This window comes from Halobacillus massiliensis, assembly GCF_900166625.1.
Classification (GTDB): Bacteria; Bacillota; Bacilli; order Bacillales; family Halobacillaceae; genus Halobacillus_A; species Halobacillus_A massiliensis.
In genome coordinates this window covers 594,062-607,145 of record NZ_LT800499.1, presented here as the reverse complement: position 1 = coordinate 607,145, position 13,084 = coordinate 594,062, and the positions used below count along the sequence as shown (strand labels likewise).

Annotated in this window: 9 protein-coding genes; 4 read left to right on the top strand and 5 right to left on the bottom strand. The window is 41.6% G+C overall.

Annotated features, from left to right (window positions below; translation table 11 throughout):
* From B7E06_RS03015 to B7E06_RS02995, 5 genes are all read right to left on the bottom strand, one after another.
* The gene (locus B7E06_RS03015) at positions 1-579 is read right to left on the bottom strand and encodes a cytochrome c oxidase subunit 3 (protein WP_245807659.1); all 579 of its coding nucleotides are present in this window, start codon (positions 577-579) and stop codon (positions 1-3) included.
* Entirely contained in the window at positions 572-2,482 is a 1,911-nt protein-coding gene (gene ctaD, locus B7E06_RS03010; RefSeq protein ID WP_082232599.1) for a cytochrome c oxidase subunit I, read from the bottom strand. Before ctaD ends, B7E06_RS03015 begins: the two co-directional genes overlap by 8 nt.
* A gap of 18 nt (positions 2,483-2,500) precedes the next feature.
* On the bottom strand, positions 2,501-3,202 hold the full coding sequence (coxB, locus tag B7E06_RS03005; RefSeq protein ID WP_082232598.1) for a cytochrome c oxidase subunit II: 702 nt from the start codon (positions 3,200-3,202) through the stop codon (positions 2,501-2,503).
* Positions 3,203-4,358: 1,156 nt separating this feature from the next.
* Complete coding sequence (locus B7E06_RS03000) at positions 4,359-4,670, bottom strand: phasin family protein (RefSeq protein ID WP_082232597.1); 312 nt, start codon at positions 4,668-4,670, stop codon at positions 4,359-4,361.
* A 16-nt stretch (positions 4,671-4,686) separates the two neighbouring features.
* Entirely contained in the window at positions 4,687-6,333 is a 1,647-nt protein-coding gene (locus B7E06_RS02995) for an ABC1 kinase family protein (protein ID WP_082232596.1), read from the bottom strand.
* Positions 6,334-6,614: 281 nt separating this feature from the next.
* Between B7E06_RS02995 and B7E06_RS02990 the strand changes: the two genes are divergently transcribed.
* From B7E06_RS02990 to B7E06_RS02975, 4 genes are all read left to right on the top strand, one after another.
* Positions 6,615-8,840, top strand: coding sequence for a M6 family metallopeptidase (locus B7E06_RS02990; protein WP_082235883.1), 2,226 nt, complete (start codon positions 6,615-6,617; stop codon positions 8,838-8,840).
* A 115-nt stretch (positions 8,841-8,955) separates the two neighbouring features.
* Positions 8,956-9,843, top strand: coding sequence for a GNAT family N-acetyltransferase (locus tag B7E06_RS02985; protein WP_082232595.1), 888 nt, complete (start codon positions 8,956-8,958; stop codon positions 9,841-9,843).
* Between the two features lie 18 nt (positions 9,844-9,861).
* Positions 9,862-10,734, top strand: coding sequence for a fructosamine kinase family protein (locus tag B7E06_RS02980; protein ID WP_082232594.1), 873 nt, complete (start codon positions 9,862-9,864; stop codon positions 10,732-10,734).
* Between the two features lie 127 nt (positions 10,735-10,861).
* Complete coding sequence (locus B7E06_RS02975; RefSeq protein ID WP_082232593.1) at positions 10,862-12,217, top strand: YjiH family protein; 1,356 nt, start codon at positions 10,862-10,864, stop codon at positions 12,215-12,217.
* The last annotated feature ends 867 nt before the right edge of the window (positions 12,218-13,084 follow it).

Sequence of the window (13,084 nt, the reverse complement as noted above, 5' to 3'; positions counted from 1 at the left end):
TTATAATATATACGGTAAGTAAACAATGAGTATGATAAATACCCAGATAACATCGACAAAGTGCCAATAATAGTTAAAAATCTTATGCTTTTCTTTAAAAAGCGCTTTTGGAACACGATTCGCTTTTAGCTGTCCCATAAGCAGCAGCATCCACCCTATACCAAAGGCGACGTGGGACGCATGAAGACCGACTAATACATAAAACGATGACAGGAAATTATTTTCTGAAATCGTATGTCCCGAATGCGCATATTCGTAAAATTCATAAATCTCCAGTCCTAAGAAAACGGCTCCCAGCACAAAAGTAATAATGAGCCCTGTCCAAATCTTCTTCCTGTTCCCGGTTTCTAATCCCTTCTCTGCAATCAGTAAAGTTCCGCTGCTTGAGAGCAAAAAAGCAGAAGTCAGTACAACCATTTGCCATTCAAAAACATCAGAAGGCTGGGCTCCTTCAGCGGGAGGAGTAAAAATAAAATAGGTAGCGAAAAGAGTCAGAAACATAACAGCTTCTACAACAAGATAGAGAAAGAAGCCAAACCGCTTATCTTTAAAAAGCTCGTTAGATATATGCTCACTCATTGTCTTCCTCCTCACGATAGGCTTTTGCCCGTTCATCTGTCAGAGACCTGAGAATAAAGAAAGCCAGCGCCCCTGCGCCAAAGATGATTTGCAGCCATACCCAGTGATAAATAAATGCTACAGAGAAGGCCATTAAAACAATCGACAGTATGAAGGGCTGATACGTCTCGATGGAAATCGGCGAGGGCCGCGGGTTTTCAGCAGGCTCCATTTCTTTTTCATCATCCAATTTTCTATACCAGTAGGCATCAATTGATTCAACTTTAGGTATAGGATGAAAGGGATGTTCGGGAGCGGGAGAAGCAGTGGTCCATTCCAACGTTCGTCCGTTCCAGGGATCATTCCCCGCCTTCAGGCCAAACCGATGAGTCTTATAGATGTTGTAAACAAAGAACAACATACTAATCCCCATGACAAATGCTCCGATTGAACTAATGAAATTGTAAATAAATACACCATCTTCCCAAGTATAAGTGTACACACGCCTTCTCATCCCGTTAAGTCCGGCAAAGTGCTGAGGTAAGAAGGTTAGATGAAAACCAATCAAAAACAGCCAGAAATGCCAGCGGCCCAAAGTTTCATCAAGAGTCTTGCCGGTTATTTTAGGATACCAGTAATAAATTCCGGCAAATACTCCGAGTATAGTCCCGCCGACCATGACATAATGGAAATGAGCCACTACAAAGTAAGTATCATGGTACTGGTAATTTGCGGCTGCAGAAGCCAGCATTACTCCTGTAACGCCGCCCATCACAAAGGTAGGGATAAACCCAAGCGAGAACAGCATAGGAGTTCTAATTTGAATGACTCCCTGCCGCATCGTAAACAGCCAATTAAATACTTTAATGCCTGTAGGTACAGCAATTAACATGGTCGATATAGCAAAAATGGTATTCGCTAAAGCACCCATGCCGACAGTAAACATATGGTGGGCCCATACCATAAACCCTAATAGCCCTATAATAGCTAACGCAATAACCATCGACCGGTAGGCATAGACACGCTGTCTCGAGAACGTAGAAATGACATCTGAAAAAATCCCAAAAGCAGGAAGAATGAGAATGTATACTTCAGGATGGCCGAAAATCCAAAATAAGTGCTGCCAATAAACCGGTGATCCCATCTCACCTGAAAAGAAGCTTGTGCCATAGTACCTGTCAAACATCAGCAAGACCAGGGCTATGGTCAATACAGGGAAAGCAATGAAAATAAGAAAAGAGGTCATTAAGGTAGCCCATGAAAATAAAGGCATTCTTGTCATCTTCATTCCCGGCGCTCTTAATCGCAAAATAGTAACAATCATATTTATAGCCGTAAATATTGTCCCAAGACCTGATATCTGTAATCCAAATATGTAAAAATCATTGTTAGGACCCGGTGTAAACTGCTCGGTAGAAAGCGGTGTATAGGCCGTCCAGCCAGCATTAGGGGCCGCATTAAAAAAGAACGACATGTTAAATATAATTCCACCCGCTGCAAATAACCAGAAGCTGATCGAATTTAAATAAGGAAAAGCTAAATCATTGGCACCAATCTGTAAAGGAACCCCGATGTTCATCAAGCCAATCAGCAGCGGCATAGCGACGAAAAAGATCATAACGGTTCCATGTGTAGTAAAAACCTCATTATATTTATCCGATTGAAAGACCCAAAAATCGTTATTCGGCACAGCCAGCTGTGTTCTTATAAATAAAGCATCCATGCCTCCCCGGAAAAAATAAAGAATGGCAAAAAGAAGATACATCGTTCCTATTTTTCTATTATCCGTAGTTCTTATATATTCAAGAACAATCGGCCAATATCTCCTCTTTGTTACCCACCATAATAATAAAGGGCCGACAATGGCCATAAGAATCCATGTTGCTATAACATCTGAAGGTATATCACCAAAAGGGAGATTCATAAACGGCACCTCATTTCATTAGTTATCTTCACTAACCCATGCTTCAAACTCTTCCGGTGAAACTACCTCCGTTGTAAATCTCATTTTGGTATGTTCAGTTCCGCAGAATTCCGCACAAGTCCCCTGATAAGTACCAAATTCTCTCGGCGTAAACGATAACCTCGTTTCCTTATTAGGACGAACATCCATTTTACCTGCCAAATTAGGAATCCAGAACGAATGGATAACGTCCGTAGAATTTAGCACAAACACCACTTGCTGGTCTTTTGGAAGCACAACTTCGTCCGTCGTAACTTTTCCATTTTCATAAGTGAAATTCCAAGAGAACTGCTTTCCAATAACATCTATAACCATCGCATCTTCTGAGGTTTTTTTTCCTTCAGCAGCTCTATCCGTTAAATTGTATGTAGCCGTTACTGTAGGCACCGCTATGATAGCCAACAGAACAAAAGGCAAAATGGTATAGGTGATTTCCACCCATTTTTTCTCTTTCCGGTCTTTCGGGATTTTCCCTTCTGTTTCCGGTTTCATTAAATACTTTGTTAAAAAACGAACAAATAAGATCATAACGACAATCAAAACGACGACCATAATGACAAAACTAAGGAAAATTAAATCGGAAAGCGTTTCAGCAGTATCACTTTTGGGGTCTAACACTCTTAAATTACATCCGGAAAGCAGAGGCAGCAGAGTTATTAATAAAAGGAAAATTTTTTTCATAGGATTCTCCTCACTATCTATTTGAAAGGTTAGTTGTCCTATTGCCTAAAGTTCTTCCCATGAAACGTTATATCCGTATAAAAAAAGATCACCTTGGGCAGGTGATCTTCAGGTGAAGTTTTAAACAATGTGGAGTCTCATCATCCCCCTTAGTTTATCTGTAAGCCATATGGCTGTTCCGTTTATTGAAAAAGTTTAAAGAGGCTGGGAAATAGCTCACTTTCCGCAGGGAGCCGGCGAGCTAGCTCATTGCACTCGCGGATCTCACCTTGGCTCTTCTCCCTGCAGCAGTCTCGCCATTCATTTGTCTAAATTATTGAGGAAGGAAAAGGCTGTTCCGTTATCTGTAGTAAGAGAAAAGCGGCTGGGAAATAACTCGCTTTCCGCGGGGAGCCGGTGAGCTAGCTCATTGCACTCGCGGATCTCACCTTGGCTCTTCTCCCTGCAGCAGTCTCGCCATTCATTTGTCTAAATTATTGAGGAAGGAAAAAGCTGTTCCGTTATCTGTAGTAAGAGAAAAGCGGCTGGGAAATAACTCGCTTTCCGCGGGGAGCCGATGAGCTAGCTCGTTACACTCGCGGATCTCACCTTGGCTCTTTCTCCCTGCAGGAGTCTCGTCATTTCCCAGCCTCTTTATCATTAGTTATATAAACGGAACGCTGGAGTTTCAGAAACCGCTTTAAAGGAATTAGGCTTCTCTAATCCAATGTTCCGTTACTCTACAAAACATAAAGGGCCTGGGGAAACGGCGAGACTCCTATGGGAGGATAGAACAGGGTGAGATCCCGGAGGGCGAAAAGCCCGAGGAAGCTCACCGTTCGCCCATGGAAAGCGAGTCTTTCCCAAGGCCCGGTTCTCCATATTCAGGTAAACGGAACAGAATTCTCTTTAATCTAAGAAGCCTTTAGGGGAGTAAAGAACAAGGGTGAGATCCCGGAGGGCTAAAGCCCGAGGAAACTCATCGTTCGCCCATGGAAAGCGAGTTGTTCCCCCAGGCCCGGTTCTCTCCATTAAGTAAACGGAACAGAATTCACATATTTTGAGAATCATCTAAGCACAAACAAGGATGCGATTCCAAAAGTCTTTTGCCGGGAAACGAGCGATTCGCTTATGGAAAATAAGTCTTTTTCCAGGCTTGGTTCTCTCCAAACTACCTTCATAAACTCTCCTTTTGCTGATTCTGAATTTTTTCCAGTCGCTCCAGCCTGGCTTCCAGCCGTTCATATTCCTCCCGTGTGACAAAACCTAAGTTTTTCAGCTGTGTTTGAATACGGGACTGAGCCTGTTCATTCCAATCGTTGTTTTTCTGCTCGCCCTTTTCCGCCCAGTCATTTAATATTTCTCTGGCTTCTGTTGGGGAGACTTCTCCTTTTCGCACCATATCACTAAGACCTTTCTCAACCTTTTCTTTTCCGCTGATTGCCGCTCCAAGCCCTAAGTAAAAACCTTTTCGCAATAAATTAGCCATTATAAATTCCTCCTTCTTATCTTCTAATCCTTTTTATTAAAAGAAAGTGACGGATACTGATAAGGATAAAAGTCACGGCTCCAACAACCACAGCGGTCCAGCCTATTGGAAGATAAGACCGCCAGTCCGTTTGATCTAAATAAAGGGTGACCCCAATCCCTCCTATGAGAAGCATAAAAGAGATCAAGGAATAAAATAGATAAAACTGATGAAAAAGCTTTTGCTGATGGATTTCTGTCTTCCACTCTCTTTCTTTATCACCGTCTTCTAAATACTCGATAAGCGCCCGGGGAAGCGACATCAATGGTTTAACCGTATCCTTTGCGACTTGTTTATATAGTGAAAAGCTCGAATCCTCACCCGTCATCCATTTTTTAATTACAGGCCTCCCCCACTCAACTAAGTCAATCTGAGGATAAACAGAAGTAAGGACACCAACAATGATCGATGAAGCTCTGCCTAAAAAAGCATAGTCGGCCGGCAGCTGGATTGGCTGTTCTTTTACGAACTCCTGAATATCACTCAATATGTCAGTCATAAGATGAGCATCAAGCTTATCGAAATTTCCATCTAAATACATATCTGTTGTTTGCTTAATCAGCTTTTTGATCTGCTCCGTGTCCGCATTTGGAAGCAGGAATTCCATTTCCCAGAGAGCGTCAATTACACGGTCATAATCATCAAGAATAAATCCCTGAACCATTAAGCGAAGGGAAGTTGCATCGCGCTGCTTGATTTCACCAACCATACCGAAATCAAGCAGAACAATTGTACCATCAGCTTTTAACATAAGATTCCCTGGATGCGGATCTGCATGAAACATCCCTGCAAACATAAATTGTTCAACAGATAGATCAAACAATAGCTTGGCTGTAGCTTTACGATCAATCTGATGACGTTGCATGAAGTTGATGTCTGTAACTTTCGATCCTTCGATCCACTCCATCACTAAAATTCGTTTTGTTGATAAACCGCTGTAGTATTCTGGAATATAAACTTTTTCAAAATCATGCAGCTTTTTCCTGAAGTGATTGCCGTTCGCAAGTTCCGTTGTAAAATCCAATTCATTCGTAATCACAGCCACTACTTCACGATAAAGTGCTGGTAAATCTGCCTTCTTTCCATACCTAGTAAACTTAGACAAAATAAAGAACACAATTTTAAGAGCTTTAAAGTCCATTTGAAAAATTTCACGTACCCGATATCTCTGTACCTTTACAGCGACAGGAGTTCCATCGAGGAGAATGGCTTTATATACTTCTCCAATCGAAGCAGAAGCAACCGGCTTTTCATCAATGCTCTGAAATACTTCCTCAAGTGTAAGGCTCCAATCTCTTTCCATCGTTTTTTTGGAATATTTAAAAGGGACAGGTTCGACACGATCAACAAGCCCCTCAAGCTCACGTATAAACGAACGGGGGAGCAGATCCCCTCTTGAGCTTAAAAACTGCCCGAACTTAATCAGCAGTCCCCCCAGTTTTATAGCTTTTCTGCGGTATTCCTCTGCCTGCTTTGCCAGCAGCCTTTCCCATTTCTGTTTTGTTTCCTGGTCCCAAATTCTATGTGTATGTTTAAACCAAAAGATTTGGATGAGGAATTTCAGCGACATCCACACGATCGTTGTTACACGGTAAATGGGTATGTATTTGGCTCGCTGAACCATCTCATCCCCTCCTCTTCAGCTTGAATTTTTAGATTATTTATACAATTTCCTTATGACTTCCCCCTTAAACCTTTTGATAACCAACACTTAGTTTTTGTCGAATTTTATGGAAAAAATAGATATTTTTACCTATTAGAAGGATAAAAGTATGACGAACTAAAGAACTTTATTAATTAAAAATCCTTCCAAATTACTATTCTAAATATTTTGAATATTTCATTCTTAAGTCTTATAATTAATATTGCGGGTTTCGAAATAAATTACAGGAGGGGTATATGGACATGAAGAAAAAAGTGACGGCATTGCTTTCAGTTGGTGCATTAGCACTATCGATGTTTTCTCCAGCCGCTGTCAGTGTCAGTGCAGAAACGGAATATAAAGACTGGAATGCAGAGCGGTATGGCGATCGTATTGATATTGATGGTCAATTGAAAAAGCAATCTGAGGAGCCTGGCTTCAAAAAAGAGGCCAATCAAAAAGTTGAAAAAGAGGCAAAAAGCAACGAATTCGATGAAGAAGAACTTTCAGCCCAGAATGAAAGTTCTGACAGTAACTTTACATATGATGGAGGAACAAAATCTTTCCTTAACCGTGACCTTGAGTTCAAGGATTTCACATTACGAAGTGTAGGAGAACATGTAGAAGTATGGGTCGCTGATGATTTATCCTTCCCCGAAGAAGATGAACGTCCCGCTCACGAAATTACACAAGAGCAGGTGGATACACTAACAGCTGAATTTGACAGCAACATGTATCCTGTTGCTACAGACTTCTTTGGCAGTCCTGACAGCCTGGATGGGTCAAACGCTGAATTGGAAGACTTAGGTATAGTTCCAGAAGGCTATTATGAAGGAGACGGGGATAAAGTTCTTCTTATGGTAGATAACGTAAAAGACGACAACTACTATGATCCGGAATATCCATTCTTCGTAGCCGGTTTCTTCTGGCAGACTCTTGAGAATTATACAGACCGTAATATGATTACGATTGATTCCCGTGATTGGGATACTCGTCTGGAAAATACATTTTTTGGGACAACCATTCATGAACTCCAGCATTTAATTCACTCTGATAATGACAGTGACGAAACTTCATGGCTGAATGAAGGAATGTCGACATTCTCTGAGTATTTAGGCGGCTATGGTCTTGATAGCGGATCTATTAACTTCCTGCTTGATCATCCAGAGAACTCCCTCACAAGCTGGGATGAGCATGTAGGTGCAGAAACAGGACCGGAAACTATTGCAGACTATGGATTAGTCCAGCTATTCACTCTCTATAACTATGAAAGATTTGGACAGGAATTTATCCGTGATGTAGCAACAAGTGAATTAAACAGTATCGAAAGCTACGAAAAAGCTTTTAAAGATTTTGGCATCGATGTAACCTTTAATGACGTATACCAAGATTTCACTTCAGCTCTTGTATTAGATGATACTAAATACAAAGGCGGCATCTACGGTTTTGAGAACATCGACCTGCGGGATCTGCCGGTGGAAGATGGCCAGAAGCGCGGCATGACGGTGAATTTTGAAAAAGCCAAAGAATACGAGAAAGACGGTGTCCCTGCCTGGGGTACTGATTTTAAAGAATTTAACATTGAGCCTGGTCAAAAAGTAAAAGACTTTACATTCAACGGAATTGACTTTATGCCTATTCAGTGGGAAACAACAGAAGATCCACTTGGAAGCGGCGATCAGGTCTTATGGGGCGGTGAAGGAGACGAAGCTGACAACAAGCTCATCTTCGAAGCAGACCTGACAAATTTAAATACAGCTACCCTCACATTTAATCATTACTTAGATATTGAAGAGCAGTGGGACTTCGGAATGGTTCAAGTTTCTACGGATAATGGAGATACATGGACCTCTCTTGAGAATGAAAATACCCGCTCCGATGTAGTCGAACAAGGCTATCCTAAGATTAAGGAAAATGTTCCCGGTTTTACAGGTTATACAGATGGTTATGTGAATGAATCATTTGATCTAAGTGAGTATACAGGCGAAGAAATTCTTGTTTCTTTCCGTTACTTAACAGACTGGGGTTACAACGATGCTGGCTGGTTCATTAAAGACATTGCTGTTCCTGAAGCAGGAATTTCTTATAACGGGAATAATGACATCCAGGAGGACTTCGTAAACGAAAATGAACTGAAGGAAAACTACGTAAATTATGGTGTGACTTTTATTAAAGAAAACCCAGGCGGCAAACACGAGGTAATCGAAGTTGATCCATTTAATGTAACTCAAGAGGATGCATTAAATATTAAAAAAGCCTTCCGTCCTGGCAAAACATATATGACCACCTATTATGCAGCTCCACAGGATGAATTGAACCCAGTCCCTTTTGAATATGAAATAAAATTTAAAGATAAAGGACATGGCAAAGATCATCCTGGCAAAGGAAAAGGTAAACATAAGGACCATCCTGGCAAAGGCAAGGGGCATGATAAAGATCACGGAAAAGGTAAAGGCAAGGATCATGACAAGGGCCACGGGCACAGATAATCATTAACTGAAAAACCAACCAGTTCCCGCACTGGTTGGTTTTTCTAATGATCATCTTTACTCCCCTTCCCTCTTATGTCATGCTCGAAGTAAAGATAAGAAAGGTGAGATTGTGATGCAGATACGCGAACTTGAAGTAAAACAGCTCCATACAGTTGCTGAATGGTTACATACAATGAACGAACAGGATCATCATTACGTTGCCTGGCAGGCATCCGATCCTAATGAAATATTTGAACAGATTTGGACACTCACTCAGTTCCAGGAGCCGCTGGCTTATGTAGCCTGGGAAGAAGATGAAGTGATTGGCTTTCTCGGGATTCTCCCATTTTTTGAACAAAAGCTGTGCCGCCTGCTCGGTCCGTTTTCTACAAAAAAAGGCGAAGATGTAATTGAAAGTCTTTGGGATAAGGCATATCTTACGATGCAGCTGCACTTTGAATATGTAAAAGTAGCTTGTTTTGAAGCTAATGAAGAGCTTCTGGCTTTTACAAAAAGGCATAATTTCGAAAAATATAACACTGAAAAAACACTGGCTATTCACTCCATCGATTATTCTCCATCACATGAAAAGAATACAGCAATTGAAGAAATTCAGGAATATGATCATTCAGCTCTCAGCAAGCTTCATCCATCGGCTGCTTACTATACACTGAATGAAATGCTCGAACTTTCTACAAAAGAAGGAAATAAACTGTGGGGTTTTAAAGAACAAGGTTCTTTAGCGGGCTATTTATACTTTGAAAGTGTTACACAAGAGGAAGGAGAAATCTGCTTCGTAAATGTAGAGCCTTCTACTCAAAGCAAAGGAATCGGTACTTCTCTCATTGATCATGCCCTTCAATACGCCTTTTACGTATTTGACTTAAAAGCTGTAACGATATCCGTGCGTATCCATAATGAGCGGGCAGAACAGCTTTACAAGCAGTGTGGATTTGAGGAAATCCATACCGTCCACGCTTTTCAGAAAGAATTAACTTCCCAGCCTGGGCTTTATCACTAAATGAAAGGAGCGGGAATTATGAGGCAGGATATTGAACGGGTTTTAAAATATCTGGGTGATTCCTCCCCCGTAAAAGACATTCATCAAATCAGCGGTGGAGATATTAACCAGGCTTTTTATGTCGCGACTGCAGAGCGCGAATATTTTATAAAAGGAAACAGGAACGTACCCTCTCACTTTTTTAAGGCCGAAGCAGAAGGCTTAAGGTTAATAGAAGAAACAAAAACGATAGCTGTTCCCGATGTTTACTATTATGACGAACCGAAACAAGGAGAAACAGCACTGCTTGTCCTGGAGTGGATCGACGGGACACCAGAAGCCCATACAGGTGAAGTCCTTGGTAGAAAATTAGCCCAGATGCATACACATCAAGCTGAAAATTACGGCTTCGGCCACCCTACATTCGTAGGAAAACTCGATCAGCCTAATGTATGGAAAAACACTTGGCTTGAATATTATCGCGACTGCCGGCTAAAAGAACAGCTAACCATAGGTGTTAAAAAAGACACCCTCCCTCTTTCTAGACAGCGAAACCTGGAATGGCTCTTGGAAAACCTCGATCGGTTTATTCCAGAAACTCCTTCCTCTTCGCTGCTTCACGGCGATTTATGGGGTGGAAACTATATTACGGGAAGTCACGGAGAGCCTTACTTAATAGATCCGTCCGTTTTATACGGAGACCCTTGTTTTGAACTTGCATTTACAGAGTTGTTCGGCGGATTTCCTGACGATTTTTACAAGTCCTATCAGGAAGTTACACCACTTCCTTCTGAATATAAAGAGCTGCGTCCCCTCTACCAGCTTTTTTACTTGCTCGTCCATCTAAATCTTTTTGGAGAAACCTACGGATCTCCTGTCGACAAAATCCTGAAAAGGTTTACAAAAATTTAAAGGATTTTCCTCATTTTCAGCGAATAATGATAAAGGCAATATTTTCTATTGGCATTTTATTAAAATCGTATTAAAATTAAAAATGCTGTATAATTATTCTTTACATTAGACGGGAGAGCACTATTTTATGAAAGCAAGTGATTATAAAGCTTCTTCTCATTTGAAATTTATCATACCATCATTACTCGGGATACTACTCTTCATGGTCCCTTTCTATGATTCAGGTTCAGAAAGTGTCACAATTTTAATAGCTATTCTAGCAACATGGGTTCAGGAAGTTCTCGTGGACTACTTATCTCTTATTATGATGTTTATTATATTGCTTACTGCAATTCTTACATTGGCCGTCAAATTTGTCGGTCCTGATAAGCTGGATGAGACCCCTTTTTTCAAGTCTCTTTTTAATGTTCCTGCCGTATGGGTCATTACAAGAATTTTAGGGGCAATTTTTGCCGTTATGGTTTACTTTCAAATAGGCCCTGAAGCAATTATTTCTGAAGATACAGGCGGATTGCTGCTGGACAGCCTTCTCCATGTCCTATTTGCTGTATTTCTTTTTGCGGGATTATTTCTTCCCCTTCTTCTTAATTTCGGTTTACTTGAAATGTTTGGCGTACTTCTTACGAAAATCATGCGCCCGTTATTCCGCCTTCCGGGAAGATCTTCTATCGACGCTTTGGCTTCCTGGCTCGGCGACGGCACCATCGGAGTCCTGCTGACAAGTAAACAGTATGAAGAAGGTTATTACACGAAACGTGAAGCAGCTGTAATCGGTACAACCTTTTCCATCGTTTCCATAACTTTCAGCTTAGTCGTTATTTCAGAAGTCGGACTTGGCCATCTGTTTATTCCTTTCTATATTACAGTAGCAATTGCTGGCCTCATAGCCGCTTTGATTATGCCGCGTATTCCGCCGCTATCAAGAAAAGCAAATACGTATGTTACAGAAGAAGCGGCTGCTATAGAGGAAACCGTTCCAGAACAGCATAATGCTTTTACTTACGCATATGCTCAAGCCGTTGATCGGGGAAGCAAATCCAGCGGGCCAGTCAAATTCTTCAAAGATGGCGGAAAGAATATTCTCGATATGTGGATGGGTGTTGCGCCGATTGTTATGGCTCTCGGTACGATTGCTTTAGTAATTGCTGAATATACCCCGGTATTTACCTGGCTTGGTTATCCGTTTATCCCGATTCTGGAGCTTTTGCAGATTCCATACGCACAGGAAGCTTCTGAAACGATTTTAGTCGGCTTTGCGGACATGTTCCTTCCTGCTATTATCGGTTCAGGTATTGAAAGTGAAATGACGCGTTTCGTCATTGCCTCTCTTTCCGTTACACAGTTGATTTATATGTCAGAAGTCGGTGGCTTGCTGCTTGGTTCAAAGGTACCTGTTGGACTGAAGGATCTTTTCATTATCTTCTTGCTGCGTACGATTATTACCTTGCCGGTTATTGCTTTAATCGCACATATTATTTTTTAATAGTTTATAATTACAGCCGTTCCTATACAGGGACGGCTTTTTATTATGTTGGATTAGATAACAGATTAGATTAAATTCCGTATAGGATACACTATTGGAGAAGAACTGTTCCGTTTATCTCGTTGTGAGAAACGAGGCTGGGAATTAGCTCGCTTTCTGTGGGAGCCGTGAGCTAGATTGTTGTACTCATGGCTCTCTTTCTTTCCTCTTTTCTGAGAAGGGAATAAAAGAACGTCCCGTTTCCTGTAGTTGGAGAAAAGCGGCTTGGAAATGACTCGCTTTCCGCGGGGAGCCGGTGAGCTAGCTCGTTGCACTCGCGGATCTCACCTTGGCTCTTCTTCCTGCAGGAGTCTCGCCATTTCCCAGCCGCATTATCACTAATAGCGGAAACGGAACACTATATTTGGGAGAAAAACCTCTACCTTTGTCCTGTTATGTTAAGGTTAAGTTACTCTAAAAAACATAAAGGGCCAGGGGAAACGGCGAGACTCCTATGGGAGAAGAGAACAGGGTGAGATCCCGGAGGGCTAAAAGCCCGAGGAAGCTCACCGTTCGCCCATGGAAAGCGAGTCTTTCCCCAGGCCCGGTTTTCTAATACATAGTAAACGGAACTCTCTTTCCCTTTAATTGAGTATTAAAGAAGCTTCCTTGGAAATAAAGAACAGAGGAAATCCTGGAAGCAAAGCCCGAGGAAGCTCACCGTTCGCCCATGGAAAGCGAGTCTTTCCCCTGGCCCGGTTTTCTAATACATAGTAAACGGAACTCTCTTTCCCTTTAATTGAGTATTAAAGAAGCTTCCTTGGAAATAAAGAACAGAGGAAATCCCGGAAGGCAAAGCCCGAGGAAGCTCACCGTTCGCCCATGGAA